Raw genomic sequence first — 17,334 nt, forward strand, 5'->3', positions numbered from 1 at the left:
CTTAAATTATTAACATTAATCTTCCAAATCAACCTGATAGAACCGTTCATAATGCAACCAACTATCACTCATTGGCTGGCCTTCATCACTACGCTTTGTATTTTCTTCAATCATCCATGCAGTTTGTGAAGCGTGGGCTTGTAGTGCTTTTACTTTATCAAGCTTCACGCTGCTTACATCAATCTGAACGGTCGGCGCACCTTTTTCTGCCACTGTGTTGTTGGCGAATCCTACCGCATAAATTGTTGGACGATTTTCTTTTGGCATGCGACGAACCGTTTCGAACACTGCACGTGCAGTTGCTTCATGGTCTGGGTGCACAGAATAGCCGGGTAGGAAAGTGATAATTAATGAAGGGTTTAATTCATCGATAAGATCTTTAACGAGGCTGACCATTTTTTCATCATCTTCAAATTCCACCGTTTTATCGCGTAATCCCATCATTCGTAAATCATCGATTCCCATCACTTCACAAGCTGCTTTTAATTCTTCGCGGCGAATTTCGGGTAAAGATTCACGTGTTGCGAAAGGCGGGTTACCAAGATTTCGCCCCATTTCACCTAAGGTTAGGCATGCGTATGTAACAGGGACACCCATATTTCTGTAAAGTCTGATTGTTCCGGCTGAAGAAAAAGCTTCATCGTCCGGGTGGGGAAAGACAACTAAAATTTGACGTTGCGGTTGTAATGACATGTAAAATCCACTCCTTAATAAGAAAATGGTGTTTCACTAATTTCTAGTGCAACAGCAAGTTTCCCTGTAAAATCTAGACCGGCCATTAATAAACGGCCCTTATCATCTAACTCGTAATGAGTAATACCTTGTGCATAAACCCAGCCATGGTTCATTTTTAGACCTACTCGGTGAGGAGTGTCACTTATGATTTTAGCCAATTCATAACGTATCTTTACGTTGCGGATGAAAGCACCCGCATTAAATACTCTCTCGTCGAAATGTGACGCATATGCTCCATTCGTTGTTTCCAGATGAATATAGACATCTTTGTTCGCAAAAGAATTAAGCAATTCCTGGAGCTCGTTAACTTGTACTTCCTTCATCTTAATTCTCCTTTCACATCTTTACTCTTGCTTGCTTCGACAACCTGAATGTTCCTTCAGCACAGAGGAGTTTCAAACTCTAGCGAGGAGGTCACGGAACATAAAAGCAGCATTGCAGTGGCCAACCAAATATTGACCGCATGGGGATCCACAGTCATGTAGTATGCCCGGGAGCCAAGAGTTTACTTTATTAATAATTATAGTCAATATGGCAACTTTATGAAAAGAAAATGCTTAGAATAAAAAGTGCCAGGCACACAAACAATTTCGAAAATTCAGAATTGAACTCGAATTGTTTGTGTGCCTGGCACATAAAAAATTTAGACTTCTGTAATTGTTACTTCGGGTGCGCCGAGACGGGGTTTTGCACCGTGATAAACGGGTCCTACATATTGGTTTAGTTTCCATCCGTGCTGTATACCAGCTGCGACGAATTCTTTTGCTTCAACGACTGCTTCTTTAACAGATAATCCGTTTGCAAGATTTGCCGTAACGCTTGCCGCAAATGTACAACCGGCACCATGGTTATAGGTAGTGTCCACTTTAGGTGTTTCAAGCAAGTAGAATTTTTCGCCATCGTAGAATAGGTCAATCGCTTTATCGCTAGCAAGTGCACGTCCGCCTTTAATGATTACATTTTTTGCACCAAGGGCTTTGATTTTTTCTGCGGCTGCTTTCATCTCTTCGATAGTTTTGGGTGTGCCTGTACCAGCAAGTTGTCCAGCCTCGAAAAGATTAGGTGTCGTAACAAGGGCGTTCGGCAAAAGGTATTGGATCATCGCGTCGACTGTACCTGGGTTTAGAACCTCATCTTCACCTTTACATACCATTACCGGGTCAATCACAACATTTTCAACGCCGGCTGCTTTAATTGCTTCACCAGTAGTTTGAATCACTTCTTCAGTGGATAACATACCAGTTTTTAAAGCATCGATCCCAGTGGAGAATGCTGTTTTTAATTGGGCTTGCAAAACATCGATAGGTAAAGTGTATACGCCATGGTTCCAGTTGTTGTCAGGATCCATTGTAGCGATCACGGTAACGGCTGCCATACCGTAAGTATCATGTTCCTCAAATGCTTTCAAATCCGCTTCCAGTCCTGCACCACCTGAAGCGTCTGAACCTGCGATTGTTAATGTCTTTTTCAATGCCATAATCGATTGCTCCTTCAACTGCGTAATGAAATTAATGTCCTAAAGTATAGTATAATTCTGACTTTATAAAAATAGCCAGTTTTTATAAAAAGTATGGTGCCAGTAAAGAGTTGAGACACAAAGTGGAAATCGAATCCTTCTAACTATAGATCTGTTCATCCATATAATTATTTTTTCACAAAATTGGCCGATTATGAAAAGAATCTCCTATTGAAACGGGTAACGAGATAAAGTAGTTTTAAAGTGAGGTGTGTTTTAATGAAAATAGTTAATAATGATTGGGAAGCGATCCTCGCTCCGGAATTTGGCAAACCTTATTTTTCGGAGTTGGAAAAATTTTTAGAAGAACAATATAGTGCGGCAACAGTATACCCACCTAAAGAGGAAGTCATGAGTGCATTCCGGACAGTTGCTTTTAATGATGTGAAGGTTGTCATTCTGGGACAAGACCCATATCATGGTCCCGGTCAGGCTCATGGGATGAGCTTTTCTGTAAAAGAAGGCGTACCGCTTCCGCCAAGTTTGCGGAATATCTTCAAAGAGCTGGAACAAGATTTGGGTTGTCCGTTGCCGAATAGTGGGTTTTTAATGAAATGGGCGAAGCAAGGTGTTTTCCTATTAAATACCGTACTGACGGTGAGGCAAGGCGAAGCGAATTCGCATAAAGGGCAAGGCTGGGAACAATTTACGGATTCAGTCATAGAAAAATTAGCAAAACGCCCTGAGCCGGTAATTTTCGTGTTGTGGGGAAAACCAGCACAAACGAAAAGAACAATCATTGAAAAAAATGGGAATCATCATTTCATTCTCCAAGCCCCACATCCTAGTCCTCTAAGTGCACACAGGGGATTTTTCGGCAGCAAACCTTTCTCGAAAATTAATGATAAGTTAAGAGAATGGGGACACAAACAAATCGAATGGTGTTTGGATGAGAGTGGAAGATAGGATTGAACAGTACCCGCTTAAACGGAATCTACAAGAATTTACTTTTAAGGCGGAACAAAACACGCCAGGGTCAACAAAGTAACCTACAGATTCGCATAACTTTTCACAGTATGTAAAATCTGTTAAATTGAAATAGAAAGTAGGGAAGTCATCATGAAGGTCAATTGTTTTAAATGCCAATATTTCCGTGTGACTTGGGATCAGCGTAATCCAAGGTCTTGCACAGCGTATAACTTTAAAACCAAGCAGCTTCCCTCTGTAGTCGTCAAGCAATCTTCAGGCCTTGATTGCATGCAATTTTCACCTAAACAAACATTGGGGGAGCGGTAAAAAATGATTTCTTACCAAGCGCTATTATTAGAAATTGAGCACCTTGTAGCCAGTACTAAAAACCATGCGGATGAACAGTATTTGCGGGAACAATTAAGTGCGATTCGAGCATTATGCAATGTGGGATTATCTAAAGGAACAAAGACATCAACTCATGGACAAAATTCCTCCACAATCGGGGGAACTTATCCAGCCCAAAGTTTCCAATCAAGTCCAATGCCGATACAACCGCAAAATATTATTCAAAATACAAACTCCTTCAATGGCGCAAAGCTGGAAGAAAATGATGCAAACGGTGAATCGATTTTTGACTTTTAAGATTTAAAGGAGATTCAAAAACAGACGGATTTTACTTATAGGCAAGAACCGTCGATAGACATACATAGAGAAGAGGTTAAATATGAAAGGTTCGATTATTTCAGGTGCAATTCACGGACTTTTAGTAGTTGCGTTAGGTGCGTTTGGCGCACATGCTCTGGATGGCGTATTGGATGATTATGGAATCGGCATCTGGGAAAAAGCGGTGCAGTACCAAATGTTCCATGCCATTGCGATATTAGCTATCGGTATTTTAATGAGCCCAAGATTGTTTGGTTCCGCAAAACAATTGAAAATAGCAGCAATTTGCATGAATTTGGGGATATTCTTCTTTTCGGGAAGTCTCTATACTTTAGCGTTATCAGGGATCGGCATATTAGGAGCAATTACCCCAATTGGTGGAGTACTGTTCTTAGTAGGTTGGGTTCTTCTGCTCATCGCAACATTAAAACACAATCATTAATAGATTTGAAAAAGAGAATTACGGGTGAAATCCTGTAATTCTCTTTTATTAGAATACCAGAGAGCCAATTTTTTGAATTTACTAAAAAAGTTTCATATTTAATCATCCCAAAACATGATACAGTTTTCATATCAACGGTAAACTTAAGTGAAAATCAACATATATTGTTGAAACTACTATAATGAGAGGGGAAAAATCTATGGAACAATTGTTCACAATATTGGAAAGCCATTATGAAGAAATGGTTTCGATTAGACGCTTCCTGCATGAAAATCCGGAATTATCATTCCAAGAAATACATACACCAAATTATATAGCAAACTATCATCGGAAATTGGGGCTTGAAGTGCGCGAAGGGGTTGGTGGTCGAGGTGTCGTAGCCACATTGAAAGGGGCAAAGCCGGGGAAAACGGTCGCATTGCGCGCGGACTTTGATGCACTGGCCATTCAAGAGCAAAATGATATTCCATACAAATCAAAAGTCGATGGTGTCATGCATGCTTGTGGCCACGATGGTCATACAGCGACCCTTCTAGTTCTGGCCAAAGCTTTGGTAGCGATGAAAGACGAGCTTCAAGGAAACATTGTCTTTATCCATCAATTTGCCGAAGAAATTGCTCCAGGGGGGGCAAAGCCGATGATAGAAGATGGATGCCTGGACGGAGTGGATGTCATCTTTGGTACTCATCTCTGGGCACCGGCACCACTTGGGGACGTACTCGTTCGTAATGGTGCCATTATGGCTGCAGCGGATCGGCTGGAAGTGACGATTCAAGGAAAAGGGGGCCATGGTGCAGAACCCCATCATTCAGTTGACTCGATTTTAGTTGCATCCCAATTTATTACGCAACTTCAGACGGTCGTATCCAGAAGAATCGATCCATTGAAGTCAGCTGTTGTATCGATTGGGCATTTCGAAGCCATTAATCCTTTCAATGTAATAGCCGAGAAAGTGGAACTGAAAGGGACAGTCCGCACTTTTGATGAACAGGTGCGCACCCAGATAGAAAATGAGATTGAGCTCCTCCTTAAATCGGTGTGTGAAGGGTTCCATGCGACCTATGAATATGCCTTTACAAGAGGTTACCCACCGGTTGTGAATCATAAAAAGGAAACGCAATTCCTTGCGGATGTTGCCTGCCAAATCTCGGAAGTACACAACGTCATTGAATGCTCGCCATTAATGGTTGGGGAAGATTTCTCCTATTATTTAGAAAAAGTGCCAGGGACCTTTTTTATTACAGGTGCAAAAGATCCAGCTTGGAAGGATGCCTATCCACATCACCATGCCCAATTTAATTTTGATGAAAGCGCCATGTTGATTGCCGCAAAAACACTCGGGTTGGCTACATTAAAATACTTAAAGCAAAGCAAAAAATAATAAATAGACAACGAAAAAAATATCCACTTCGAAAAAAGAAGTGGATTCGAAAGTGTAGGCAATTTGTCTACGCTTTTTTCATTATTTATCATTATCTTGTCGGGAAAGGAGATCCTTGAAGATATGTTAATGGTTCAGTAAACTCTGCAAAATCAAAGTAGATCATAGGGAACAGGTAATAATGACCTGTATCGGCTTCGGCAATAATGGCGTGATCCCGGCCCGCCTCAACGACAGCTCCACGGACAACCCTGGTAGTACCCCCGTTTTGATTTTCACCTACTTCACCTGAAGGAATAGTAAAGTAAAAGGTACCAATTTTACCGCGATTTAATCTTAAAATATTTTCAATATACGATTCTTCACGAAAAGCTGCCGCCGATCTCATTGGATTTATCATACCTTGTGATGCAGCTTGGTTTGGAGGAGTATTCATTTGCCCAGTTGGGAATTGAAAATTAGGAAACTGCCCAGAAGGAGATTGCCCAGAAGGGAACTGACCACCAGGAAATTGTCCCGAAGGAAATTGCCCATTTGAAGTTGGATATGCTTGTTGCCCATTTTGAGTCGATTGACCCCAATTATGATATGTCAAAAAAAACACCCTTTCATCTTTTTTTGCTTTTTCAGTTTTAAACAGTAAGACAGAACATTTTGTTTGAACAAGAAAGAACCATATAATTTTTTCGTCCGGTAATCCATTGATTGAACCACCGGGTCGGACAGTCCCCGGCAGGCATAATGACTAACATGAGTCTTTAACAAGTTGGAAGCGATTCGGCATTAAACCATATATAACACCGACATTGCCTGCTAAGCAACATGCCTAATTCGCCCCATCTCCTTTGCATTATCACACTTGATTCGTGCAAAGAAGGGCACCTGAGCATCATTGGCTAAAAAAACAGCTATATGGCATACCTCCTCATAACACTTTATGCGTTTGTTCCCATTTAAGAATAAAAAATAATAAAAAATCGCCCATGTTTTTAATGTATGTATAAAGGGAGAAAGAGTTCACAGATTTTGTATAAAATGATCGAATTATTAATAAAATGAAACTAAATAAAGGTTCGCGAGCTTTTGTAAATTATTTCAAAGGGGAATCGTAACTTACCGAATAGAATATAGGGGTTGATCCTGTGCAAGTGGGTATCTGGGTTTCAATAGTCATCAGTGCGATGATTTCTTTTTTTATCGCAAGTCTTTTCAAGCAGCCATTGCATTGGTATTTATTTGTTTTAATAATCTGTATCGGATTTTTCATCAATACAATTATCTTGATTTTGAGAACAAAGGAAGACCAAGAAAAAAACGAGGCGTAGAATCGAAATTTATCGATTACGCCTCGTTTTTCTTCAACTTATTGACACTATCCAGCAGCGAATGCTGGCTGTTGCGCTTGAATGGACTAAAAAGCATCCTTGTCCATCCCAGCACCCCATGATTTTCTTGGTTACTTGACAGTTAAGAAAGTTGTTAATTTATCGTTATCCAACAAGTTTCCGACTAAGAATTCACCAAACTCGCCGTATCTTGCAGAAACTTCATCAAAACGCATTTCATACACGATTTTTTTGAATTGAAGCATATCCTCGGAGAATAAAGTCACACCCCACTCATGGTCATCTAAGCCGACAGAACCTGTAATGATCTGCTTAATTTTCCCTGCATAGCTGCGACCGATCAAACCATGAGAATGCATTAACTTGCGACGCTCTTCCATATCAAGCATGTACCAGTTATCATTACCTTCACGGCGTTTATCCATTGGATAGAAACATACATATTTTGTACGCGGTAACTCAGGATATAATCTTGCACGTACATGCGGGTTTTGGTAAGGGTCTTCATCGGAATCTTTGGCTAAATAGTTTGATAGCTCAACAACAGAAACATAAGAATATGTTGGCACTGTAAAGTCGGCAATCGCCAATTTATTAAATTCCGCTTCTAGTTCTTGTAGTTCTTCAGGTGTTTCGCGAAGAATCATAAGCATAAAATCGGCTTTTTGCCCAATAATTGAATAGAATGCATGGGAGCCGGTTTTGGCAACATGTGCTTCGTTTAATTTTTCCAAGTATTGTACGAACTCATTGACTGCATTTGTACGTTCCTCTTGTGAAACTAATTTCCACGATGTCCAGTCGATTGCTCTGAAATCATGTAAACAGTACCAGCCATCCAATGTAATTGCTGCTTCATTCATTTGATAACACTCCTTAATTGATAATCATTCACAAGTATCTTAGCATAAAATCAAAATAATTCCTTGTAAGAAACGGCACAACTTGCCGAAATTCACTAATTTGACAAGAGTGACATTCTTTCAGTTCCGAATAAGTTTGCTGTTTTTTGAGTAACTTGATTCAAATTTCTTTGCAAAGCAGGTTATCAATCCAAAAAGTGACCGGCTGGAATTGATGGATGAAATGCTTTTCGTGTATGCTTAACTTATTATTCGGTTAGAAGGAGTACCAAACAAATGCATCCTTTATTACAACAAAATACATGGCGTTTTATTGATCAATCCATCACAATGAAAGGGAAAACCCCTCTGGAGTCATTCGCGATGGATGATACATTGTGCGAGCTGGTCGGGCAAACACGATCTAGCAGCACCATCCGAACTTGGGTTCATGATCATACGGTAGTCCTTGGCATACAGGATCATCGACTACCATACGTTCAAGAGGGAATTGAATTTTTAAATTCAAGAAACTATCAAGCTATTGTTCGTAATTCTGGCGGACTAGCCGTAGTATTGGATAGTGGCGTGTTAAATATTTCAATTATATTATCAGAACAAAAGGGTTCCATTAACATAAATGAGGGCTATGAGGTAATGGTGTATCTTATTAAATTGCTCTTCCCTGAAGCATGCGACAAAATAGAAGCTTATGAAATTATCGGTTCCTATTGTCCGGGTTCCTATGATTTAAGTATCGGGGGAAGGAAATTCGCCGGTATATCGCAACGCCGGCTCAGACAGGGCATTGCTGTCCAAATTTACCTTTGTATTGAAGGAAGTGGCAGCGAGCGCGCGAAACTAGTAAAAGATTTCTATACGGTTAGCAAAAAAGAAGAAGAAACGAAATTTGTCTATCCAAACATTCAGCCTGAAGTAATGGCTAGTTTGAGTGAGTTATTGAATATACCTTTGACAGTTCAGGAGACCGTTTTTAGATTGCAAGCCGTGTTGAACCGAATAAGTGATCGAAATACCGTTCAATTGTTCAATGAAACCGAACTGGAACTATATACTTTTTATTTAAATCGTGTACTTGAACGAAATGAAAAAATGCTAAATAAGAAGTAAGATTCATATGTAAAGGAAAAACGTGAGTGTGCTTAATTCGGCACATCCACGTTTTCTTTTTCATTACTGCCGGTCGTATAGTTGGCAACTAAATTACCATTTTTCTCCATCTTGAAAACGGGAGCAACGCGGTTGTCGTCCTCGTCCAGTGTTACTAATCTACGAGCACGATTCATAATTTGCACAAATTGCTCATAATCTTCGCGAATTTCTTTATTCTCTTGTTCTAGTCGTTTTAGCTGATGTTCTAACTCTTTTATTTTTTCAGTTGATGTATTTGCAATATGGCGCCATTTTGTTGCTTCCATATCATTGCCGCCTTGATGCTGTAAACGCAATAGATAGGCAATAACAATATCCAGATTGAGAGCTGATAAGGGAATTGATTTCGTCTCTTCTGTTGGTTGAGCATTTGGCAGCAAATAGACACTTTGAGTGCGGCGTCTACCATTCACTCCTAAAACTCTCATTCTTTCTTTTCTTTCTTTTTTTGCTTCAGCTAATTCTTTCTCATATAATCGGCGCACTACAGCATTCCAACGGAAACCGCATGCTGCTGCTGTTCGATTTAACGCATCACCGGCTTCCTCAAAGGCGTTCAACTGGGTACTGCCTTCTTTCACGTGTCTAATGACCGCCTCTGCCAATAATTCGTCGTTTTCTTTTAACCAAGCATCTTGTCTTACTTTGACCATTTTTAAAACCTCCTGTAAAGTTCATAGTTTTGATTTGTTTGTACAAAACTTATAATGTCCAAGAAGTTCCAATTTTATTCAAATGTTTTTAATCTATATATTAGATTCGTTCTTTTTTATTCTTTTAAGTGGAAAGGGAAAAAAGATGATGATAGAGAAAGTGGCGCTTATTGTACTTTTGATTGAGAAATATCGTTTTACTTGATGATGACTGTTTTCATAGGCTAAAATATCTGTTAGATTAAAAAACATATCGGGAAAATAGTTTGCGATAAGAAAGATATTATTAGCAGAAAGGGTTGTTGGCAAAATGGCAAACGAATTTAAAGTTTGCGATGAATGTCAGGCCGTTAATTTAAAAACGTTAATTCCTAAGTTAAAAGAATTAGATCCAGATGCAACGATTGAAATTGGCTGTCATTCATATTGTGGACCAGGACGGAAAAAAACATTCACCTTCGTAAATGGAAGGCCAGTAAATGCATTAACTGAAGAAGAGTTAATGGAAAAAGTTGTAGCAAAACTTAAAAAATAATGACAGAAAGCTATCTTCTAACAATCGGGGATGGCTTTTTTGAACACTATCTATAGGGATTAAGTTATTTATTAAGAGTTGGAGCGATTTAAGCTCAAGCCACTGTTCCTGCCTTCTTGAATTAGTAGGCGGTAATTATAGCAGACTGCGCTCTCTGGAATAGAACTGCTTCAGGAGCTACCTAATACATAGAATTTCAAATTTTCTAGATGAATGAAAGAAAAATCCATCAACATACGTTAATTTCTAGTAATTTAGTGGGTGCTTGATGTAATTCGCTGAGAACTCCCATATAATAAAAGGTAAGTTTTAGAGAGTGAGGTGCGGAGTGTGGAGGATTACGCAAGTGCAAAATTAATAGAAGAAAAAGTGTTCAAAGATCCTGTGCACCGCTATGTTCATGTGCGCGATCAAATCATATGGGATTTAATAGGTACGAAAGAGTTTCAGCGTTTACGTCGAATTAAACAGCTGGGCACAACATATCTCGTTTTTCATGGTGCGGAACATAGTCGCTTTAATCATTCGCTCGGTGTATATGAAATTGTCCGGCGCATTGTGGACGATGTTTTTCGCGGACGCCCGCAATGGGATGAAAGTGAACGGCTTGTGGTTCTATGTGCGGCTTTGCTTCATGATTTAGGGCATGGACCGTTTTCCCATTCATTTGAAAATGTTTTTCATACTGACCATGAATACTTTACACGACTCATTTTATTGGGCAATACAGAAGTCAATGCTATATTAAGGAAAGTGTCAGAGGATTTTCCAGAGAGAGTCGCATTGGTGATTGAGAAAAACTATACGAATACGTTGGCGGTCAGCCTCATTTCGAGCCAGATCGATGCCGACCGAATGGACTATTTGCAGCGGGATGCCTATTTTACAGGCGTAAGCTACGGCCACTTTGATATGGAACGAATCTTGAGAGTCATACGCCCAAGGCAAGGCCAGATCGTCTTTAAGGCGACAGGGATGCATGCAATTGAAGATTACATTATGTCCCGTTATCAAATGTATCTCCAAATCTATTTTCACCCAGTCTCCCGTAGTGCCGAAGCGATCCTGAACCATATACTTAAGCGAGCAAAGAAGTTATATGAAGAGGGTTATCAATTCAAATTCGAGCCGACACACTTTCAATCATTTTTTAAAAATGAGGTAACGTTGGAAGATTACTTGGCCCTCGATGAAAATGTACTACTAGCATACTTCCAATTCTGGATGAGTGAAGAGGATGCCATATTGAAAGATCTTTGCAGACGATTTGTCAATCGTGATTTATTTGCGCATGTCGATTTGAATCCCGAAGAAGAGCCGGAACGTTTTGCGTGGCTCGTAGAACAAGTGCGATCGGTGGGGCTTGATCCTGAGTATTATATAAAGCCGGATTCAACATCGGACTTACCGTATGATTTTTACCGTCCAGGTTTGAAATCAACAAAAAAACCAATCTACATGGAAATGCCAAGTGGTGAAATTAAAGAACTTTCCGAGCTTTCCCACATCGTTTCGGCAATGGCAAACAATATTAAAGTAGATTATAAAGTGTATTACCCAAAAGAAATCATGTTTATTTAAGAGGAAGTCTACCAGTCTCTTGGTCCTACAAGAGAAGGTAGACTTCTTTTTTAATGGTTATCCACATTATTTAGGGGATGGCAAAATATTAAAGTATAAAATGTATTACCCAAAAGGGGTGTAGAGAAAATATACTAGTATCTTAGAACTATTAAAGCTGGCTATCCATCTATTTAATTGGTTATTTAGGATTATTTTCATAGTTCTAGTGGTAAATTGCTGAATATTTAAGAGTTGTTTAAGAGGAGATAAGTAGAATGGTGAAGGTTAACTCTATTTACTTAAAATAGACGAATTCCCAGAATAATATATAACAACTAGTAGTTTCATAACTTAAATAAATAGAGTTGATCAGTACGAATAAAAGGAGGGAATAAATAATTCCAATGAGAAAACTGAATATAGGAATCATAGTCGTCCTACTAGTGTTCCAAACGTTGCTGTCGCCGATTTCGGTGTTTGCAAGTGAGGATCTGAACAATTCTTCAGACCTTCAAGCTCTAGAGGACAACGCAACAGGTACACCTGCTAATGAAAATCAACCTCTACCAGAAGTAGACAACGGAACTAATAATGATACCGGAAACGAAGCCGGCACTGAAGCTGGTAGTGGAGAAACTGGGGAAGGTACTGAAAACAGCGGTGGAGAACAAGGATCCGGGGAAGGTACTGAAAACGGCAGCGGAGAACAAGGGGCCGAAGAAGGTGCTGAACCAGGCAGTGAAGAACCAGGGGCTGAAGAAGGCACTGAAACTGGCACTGAACCAGGAGCCGAAGAAGGCGCTGAAGCAGGTGATGGTGAACTGGTAGATGGAATACAACCAGGTACTCTACAGGCTGTCACTGACCCAGAAGAACTTCATGCAACGCTATCATCGTTCAAAATGATGATAGATAGTGAAGAGGTGACGGTTGATTACAACAAAGAATTAACAAAAGATACAGCTGCTAAATTTGAAGTAACGTTTGACGTAGTGTTAGATAAAATGTATGCAGCAGGCAGCTGGTTTGAATTCCAGCTTCCGAATTCGCTGATTGATTTCGATAAAGCTTTCTTTGGTAATAAGGAGAAGAATGACGGTATAAACCCGGCCTATTCATACTCTACCACTGATAATAACGTGAAAGTGGTATTGGACGAAGATTTGCCGATTGATTTTGTTGGTGACGCACCAGTTCAATTCACGATGAGCTTTACATCAGGATTTCATAACTTGTCAAATGAATTAGAACAAGAATTAGAGATTCCGACAAGCGGGGAAGGAACACAAAAAATTTCCTTGAAATTCTTACCATCAACTACTAATGAAAAAGTGTCTAAAAGTGCCATTGGGAATCCACAGTTAGTGGATGGTAATCACCAAATGGATTGGGAAGTTTGGGTTAATAAAGCAGGAAAAGATTTAAGTGGTGCGGTTCTATCTGACAATCCAGCTAGTGGGCATTCTGTTATAAAAGATTCCATTACGGTGGAAAAATATGCGGTGAACCTAAATGGAGTTGATACAAGTGCTTCTATTGGTTCAACAAGTATAGAAAACTTCCCAATCTCATTAGAGGATGGAAGATATGCTTATAAAGTCACTTATAAAACAGAAGTAGACTTAAGTGCTGCAGAAAGAGAAGGGGCAAAAACCTTTGCAAATACTGTAACATTCACTAATGGTGGAGTTACTGAAACAGCTTCTGCTTCCCAATCGGTTACGTACGGGAAAGCCCTTGAAAAATCTTTGGATGCAGATGAAGAAAATACAAACTATCAATCTCATTGGGAAATTCGATATAACTATAATCAAGTACTCATTCCCGAATCCGAGGCTTGGATTGAAGATACACTTGAAAGCCCACATGAAATTGACTTTGACTCGATTAAAGTGTATGAAGTGCAAGTAACAGAAACAGGCGAGGAAGAGTCTTCAACTGAAATTTCTGGCTATAGTATTGAAGAGGATGAAGGTAACAATAAATTTAAGATAAGCTTTGGAGATACTGCAAAGGCTTATAAAATCAAGTATAAAGCTATCTACAATGAAAAAGATTTTTACACAGAAAATCGACAAGAATTTATTAACAAAGTAGTGAGTGGTAACGGGAAAACAGCACAAGATTCCCATACTTTAAGAGAAGGCATATTAAGTAAATCACGAACGATTGATTTTGAGAACAAGAAAATCAAATGGACAATAAGTATTAAGGCGGATAATGCACCTATCACTAATTTGAAGCTTGATGATACATTTGAATTTGGCTCAATAACTGGTAAGCATACTTTAGAGGGATCGGTAGAGGTGTCTGGAACAACAGATAGTAGTTATACTACTACTATTAAAGACAATGATCCAAGCAAAGGCTTTGAAATTACTGGCATTAATATAGCTGAAGGAAGCACAGCGACAATTGTCTATACTACAAAGTTTGACATTGCTCCAGATGGTTCTGTTGATGAAAATGGATATGGAAATTCCGCAACTGCAACTTGGATCAGTGGAACTGATTCCTATTCATTAACGAAAACCTCCGATTATAATCCTGAAACGACAACAAAAAATAATGGTAGTAAAGCAGGATCATTTAACTATCAAACACAGGAATTTACTTGGGGAATTAAAGTTAACATTAATAAAACAAACATTAATGGAGCTACTTTAACAGATACCCTGGGTACAGGTCATCAAATCATCCAGGATTCTATTAAAGTATATGAGTATCAACTTGAAGAAAGTGGTTCAGAAGACGGGGATGATACAAAAGGGACTAAGGGGAATGAACTTAGTGCAGGTTATACCGTATCGCCGATTTCTGATACAAGCTTTACTTTAACATTCAATGGCTTAATTGGTGGTGCAGAAAATAAAGTTTATTTTGTAGAGTATAAAACGAAAGATTCAAATGATATTCTTGGTATCGAGTCGGATAACGAAAACGACCCAGGAAACGTTTATACAAACGGTGCAACATTTACTACACCACAAGGTAAATCTTATAACATCGGTTCTGCTCAAGTGACTGTGAATAATGCGAATCAACTTATCAAAAAATCTGTTAGTGGTAACTCATCTAGTAACTCAACAGATATACTAAAATGGACAATAGAAGTTAATCAATCGCGTTCTGCTCTTGGCTCTATTACGTTGACTGATAAAGTTTCTGAGAGTTTAATTTTAGACCCAAATACAATTGAGTACCGAGAAGAAACAAGTGTGGACCAAATAACTGGTACTATTTCTTATACTCAATGGAAAAAGCCGACTGCAGATATGTTAACTACTTCGTCAGATAGTGGATTTGAATTAGTTTTAAATGATCCAGCTAATCCTAATAAAGCTTATCAAGTTCGTTATGACACTGTAGCATTAGCTAAGCAGGGTGATCCGTTTAGCAATAGTGCGAAAATTGATTTTGGTTTTACTACAAGTGAAAATCAAAAAACTGAATACAATTATTCAAATAACTTTGCATTTAGTAGCTCCGATACATCCTTTTCACTAACAAAGGGAAATGCCAAGCTACAAAAGGTAGGATTCAATCCTGAAACAGGGGAGAAAGTTTCTTTATCAGGCGTTAATTTTGAATTAATCAAAACAATTGGTAAAGGCACTAGTAAAAAGGACTATGTGATAGCAAGTGCAACTTCCGATGCAGATGGATATTTCGAATTTAACAATATCAACTATGGTACTTATAAAATTAAGGAAATAGCTGCTCCTGACGGCTATGAATTAATGAGCGATTTCACATTTGTCCTCGGGCTTGACAACGATACTAATATTGAGGGCAATGAAAACAAAGTAACAGAAGTGGAAAACGTAAAAGATGTAGAGGAAGCTAACATGTGTCCGCAATTTACGTTAACGATTCGTGATGTGGATGGAAATCTTGTTGCAAACAAAGAAGTTGTTTTAAAAGATGGTGATCGTGTTGTATCTACACAAATTACCAACAATGCTGGTGAGCTTGTTATCCCGCGTACAGGTGAGGGTGCAATAAAGGCTGGAAAGTACTCGGTCCATGAAGGTGAAGAATTCCTAGGTGAGACGACTGTCAAGTTCACGAAGAACGATTGTGAAGCGGAACTCCAACCTGTCAACTCTTGCCCAGTATTTACTATCAAGTTGAAAGATAAAGATGGTAATGCTCGCCAGAACGTAACAGTTACATTAAAGGATAAGGATGGCACTGTGATAAAGACAGATACCACTAACTCTGAAGGTGAAATCACAATACCTCCGACAACTAAAGCGGGTAAATATGATTTATATGAAGATAAGCAATTTCTTTCCGAAGTGAATGTTACGTATAAAGATGGTTGCTTAACAGAAGTGGAAGAAGCCCCGACATGTCCTGATTTCACATTAACTGTGAATGATGTAAATGGAAAAACACTAGAAGCCGGTGTTACTATACTGATTCAAAATGTAGACTCCAAAAAAGAATTTACTGGTACTACTAATGCAGAAGGAAAAGTAACTTTCAGTCCATTGGAACCGGGTAAATATGTAGTTTATGAAGGATCTACATTAGAGGATGCAAAGAAAATGGGTGAGTTTGTTGTTGATACAACATGTGAGGCTGTAGTTCAACCTGCGCCGGCATGCCCAGTGTTCACGATTGCTGTGAAAGATCAAGATGGCAAGGTACGCCCAAATGTAAAAGTGACAGTTAAGGATTCAGACGGAAAAATTGTGGCAAAAGATATTGTATCAAATGGGAATGGTGAAATTTCTGTCGATACTACAATCCTTAAATCAGGAAACTACAATATTTATGAAAATGAATTATTCCTAGGTTCAATTACAGTTGACTATAAACTTGATTGTAATGCTGAATTAATTCAAGCTCCAGTTTGTCCGATGTTTACTTTAACAGTGCAAAACGTATATGGAATTGCACGTAAAGATGTGAAGGTTGAGATTAGGGAGTATAAAGGAAATGTTGTAGGCGATACTATTGCGACAGAAACAACAGATGAAAATGGGGAAGTTACAGTTCAGCCGAACAAACTTAAACCAGGAAATTACATTGTGTTTGAACTAGATGCTGATGGCAAAAATATCGCAACTTTAGGTGTTATAACAGTTGACAATTCTTGTGCAGCAATAGTAAAACCAATCCCATCCGGCGGCGGAGGTGGGGGCTATATACCACCAACAGATCCTGGCGAAAACCCTGGCAAACCGGGTGACACGCCAAAAGATCCAAACAAACCAGGTGACACGCCAAAGGATCCAAACAAACCAGGTGACACACCGAAAGATCCAAACAAACCAGGTGAAACACCAACAAATCCAGATGGCGATGATCCAACTGATTCAGATGTTGGCGATTCAACAGATTCAGATGGTAACCCATCGAGTCCAAATGATGAGGCTGTAGAGTCGGCAAATGACGGCTCTGATAAGGATGTTGCAAATGCTTCTGATAACAATGGTAAAAACACAAATGCGGAGAAGCTTCCGCAAACGGATGGCAAGTCTAATTTATTGATTGTGTTGCTAGGTATTTTATTAGTAACTACAAGTATCATAGCTCTTGCACGTCGCCGTAAAATGGCATAA

16 protein-coding genes are annotated in these 17,334 nt (G+C 39.2%); 10 read left to right on the top strand and 6 right to left on the bottom strand.

What is annotated here, in order from left to right:
- Positions 1 to 15 precede the first annotated feature (15 nt).
- From bshB2 to thiD, 3 genes are all read right to left on the bottom strand, one after another.
- Positions 16 to 693 carry a bacillithiol biosynthesis deacetylase BshB2 gene (gene bshB2, locus CD33_RS08310; protein ID WP_036200036.1) on the bottom strand — a complete coding sequence of 226 codons (678 nt, stop codon included), beginning with the start codon at positions 691 to 693 and terminating at the stop codon, positions 16 to 18.
- A gap of 14 nt (positions 694 to 707) precedes the next feature.
- Complete coding sequence (locus CD33_RS08315; protein ID WP_036200038.1) at positions 708 to 1,058, bottom strand: YojF family protein; 351 nt, start codon at positions 1,056 to 1,058, stop codon at positions 708 to 710.
- Between the two features lie 320 nt (positions 1,059 to 1,378).
- Positions 1,379 to 2,212 (bottom strand): bifunctional hydroxymethylpyrimidine kinase/phosphomethylpyrimidine kinase, encoded by an 834-nt coding sequence (gene thiD, locus CD33_RS08320; protein ID WP_036200040.1) that lies wholly within the window; start codon positions 2,210 to 2,212, stop codon positions 1,379 to 1,381.
- A gap of 258 nt (positions 2,213 to 2,470) precedes the next feature.
- On the opposite strand from thiD, the gene CD33_RS08325 reads away from it, so the two are divergent.
- The 5 genes from CD33_RS08325 (at position 2,471) to CD33_RS08340 (ending at position 5,649) form a co-directional block, all read left to right on the top strand.
- Positions 2,471 to 3,157: a uracil-DNA glycosylase gene (locus tag CD33_RS08325; protein ID WP_036200042.1), complete on the top strand. Its 687-nt coding sequence runs from the start codon at positions 2,471 to 2,473 to the stop codon at positions 3,155 to 3,157.
- 153 nt (positions 3,158 to 3,310) lie between these two features.
- Positions 3,311 to 3,487 carry a uracil-DNA glycosylase gene (locus CD33_RS20690; protein WP_084591294.1) on the top strand — a complete coding sequence of 59 codons (177 nt, stop codon included), beginning with the start codon at positions 3,311 to 3,313 and terminating at the stop codon, positions 3,485 to 3,487.
- 3 nt (positions 3,488 to 3,490) lie between these two features.
- On the top strand, positions 3,491 to 3,805 hold the full coding sequence (locus tag CD33_RS08330; RefSeq protein ID WP_036200044.1) for a YwdI family protein: 315 nt from the start codon (positions 3,491 to 3,493) through the stop codon (positions 3,803 to 3,805).
- A gap of 82 nt (positions 3,806 to 3,887) precedes the next feature.
- A complete protein-coding gene (locus tag CD33_RS08335) occupies positions 3,888 to 4,268 on the top strand; it encodes a DUF423 domain-containing protein (protein ID WP_036200046.1) in 381 nt (126 codons plus the stop codon).
- A 199-nt stretch (positions 4,269 to 4,467) separates the two neighbouring features.
- Positions 4,468 to 5,649, top strand: coding sequence for a M20 family metallopeptidase (locus CD33_RS08340; RefSeq protein ID WP_036200048.1), 1,182 nt, complete (start codon positions 4,468 to 4,470; stop codon positions 5,647 to 5,649).
- A gap of 91 nt (positions 5,650 to 5,740) precedes the next feature.
- On the opposite strand, the gene CD33_RS19435 is transcribed toward CD33_RS08340, so the two are convergent.
- Positions 5,741 to 6,244 carry a spore coat protein GerQ gene (locus tag CD33_RS19435; protein ID WP_052130133.1) on the bottom strand — a complete coding sequence of 168 codons (504 nt, stop codon included), beginning with the start codon at positions 6,242 to 6,244 and terminating at the stop codon, positions 5,741 to 5,743.
- Positions 6,245 to 6,791: 547 nt separating this feature from the next.
- Here CD33_RS19435 and CD33_RS08350 point away from each other — a divergent pair.
- A complete protein-coding gene (locus tag CD33_RS08350; protein ID WP_036200049.1) occupies positions 6,792 to 6,974 on the top strand; it encodes a hypothetical protein in 183 nt (60 codons plus the stop codon).
- Between the two features lie 131 nt (positions 6,975 to 7,105).
- Here CD33_RS08350 and hemQ read toward each other — a convergent pair whose 3' ends face one another.
- Positions 7,106 to 7,858: a hydrogen peroxide-dependent heme synthase gene (hemQ, locus tag CD33_RS08355; RefSeq protein ID WP_036200051.1), complete on the bottom strand. Its 753-nt coding sequence runs from the start codon at positions 7,856 to 7,858 to the stop codon at positions 7,106 to 7,108.
- A 276-nt stretch (positions 7,859 to 8,134) separates the two neighbouring features.
- Here hemQ and lipL point away from each other — a divergent pair, with 276 nt between their 5' ends.
- Positions 8,135 to 8,968, top strand: a complete 834-nt coding sequence (lipL, locus tag CD33_RS08360) for an octanoyl-[GcvH]:protein N-octanoyltransferase (protein ID WP_036200053.1) — start codon at positions 8,135 to 8,137, stop codon at positions 8,966 to 8,968.
- Between the two features lie 32 nt (positions 8,969 to 9,000).
- Here lipL and CD33_RS08365 read toward each other — a convergent pair whose 3' ends face one another.
- Entirely contained in the window at positions 9,001 to 9,663 is a 663-nt protein-coding gene (locus CD33_RS08365; RefSeq protein WP_036200055.1) for an RsfA family transcriptional regulator, read from the bottom strand.
- A 310-nt stretch (positions 9,664 to 9,973) separates the two neighbouring features.
- On the opposite strand from CD33_RS08365, the gene CD33_RS08370 reads away from it, so the two are divergent.
- The 3 genes from CD33_RS08370 to CD33_RS20815 all read left to right on the top strand — a co-directional run bounded on the left by CD33_RS08370 (position 9,974) and on the right by CD33_RS20815 (position 17,334).
- Positions 9,974 to 10,198, top strand: coding sequence for a YuzB family protein (locus tag CD33_RS08370; protein WP_036200057.1), 225 nt, complete (start codon positions 9,974 to 9,976; stop codon positions 10,196 to 10,198).
- Positions 10,199 to 10,528: 330 nt separating this feature from the next.
- Positions 10,529 to 11,779 (top strand): HD domain-containing protein, encoded by a 1,251-nt coding sequence (locus CD33_RS08375; protein ID WP_052130135.1) that lies wholly within the window; start codon positions 10,529 to 10,531, stop codon positions 11,777 to 11,779.
- A gap of 386 nt (positions 11,780 to 12,165) precedes the next feature.
- Positions 12,166 to 17,334, top strand: a complete 5,169-nt coding sequence (locus CD33_RS20815; RefSeq protein WP_036200060.1) for a collagen binding domain-containing protein — start codon at positions 12,166 to 12,168, stop codon at positions 17,332 to 17,334.

It is taken from the genome of Ureibacillus sinduriensis BLB-1 = JCM 15800 (assembly GCF_000772955.1).
Taxonomy (GTDB): Bacteria; Bacillota; Bacilli; order Bacillales_A; family Planococcaceae; genus Ureibacillus; species Ureibacillus sinduriensis.

Bases quoted from the DNA above. Each gene is read 5' to 3' on its own strand.
- hemQ (WP_036200051.1), bottom strand. From the start codon at position 7,858: ATGAATGAAGCAGCAATTACATTGGATGGCTGGTACTGTTTACATGAT.
- CD33_RS20815 (WP_036200060.1), top strand. From the start codon at position 12,166: ATGAGAAAACTGAATATAGGAATCATAGTCGTCCTACTAGTGTTCCAA.
- CD33_RS08370 (WP_036200057.1), top strand. From the start codon at position 9,974: ATGGCAAACGAATTTAAAGTTTGCGATGAATGTCAGGCCGTTAATTTA.
- thiD (WP_036200040.1), bottom strand. From the start codon at position 2,212: ATGGCATTGAAAAAGACATTAACAATCGCAGGTTCAGACGCTTCAGGT.
- bshB2 (WP_036200036.1), bottom strand. From the start codon at position 693: ATGTCATTACAACCGCAACGTCAAATTTTAGTTGTCTTTCCCCACCCG.
- CD33_RS08325 (WP_036200042.1), top strand. From the start codon at position 2,471: ATGAAAATAGTTAATAATGATTGGGAAGCGATCCTCGCTCCGGAATTT.
- CD33_RS08315 (WP_036200038.1), bottom strand. From the start codon at position 1,058: ATGAAGGAAGTACAAGTTAACGAGCTCCAGGAATTGCTTAATTCTTTT.
- CD33_RS08365 (WP_036200055.1), bottom strand. From the start codon at position 9,663: ATGGTCAAAGTAAGACAAGATGCTTGGTTAAAAGAAAACGACGAATTA.
- CD33_RS20690 (WP_084591294.1), top strand. From the start codon at position 3,311: ATGAAGGTCAATTGTTTTAAATGCCAATATTTCCGTGTGACTTGGGAT.
- CD33_RS08340 (WP_036200048.1), top strand. From the start codon at position 4,468: ATGGAACAATTGTTCACAATATTGGAAAGCCATTATGAAGAAATGGTT.
- lipL (WP_036200053.1), top strand. From the start codon at position 8,135: ATGCATCCTTTATTACAACAAAATACATGGCGTTTTATTGATCAATCC.
- CD33_RS08330 (WP_036200044.1), top strand. From the start codon at position 3,491: ATGATTTCTTACCAAGCGCTATTATTAGAAATTGAGCACCTTGTAGCC.
- CD33_RS08335 (WP_036200046.1), top strand. From the start codon at position 3,888: ATGAAAGGTTCGATTATTTCAGGTGCAATTCACGGACTTTTAGTAGTT.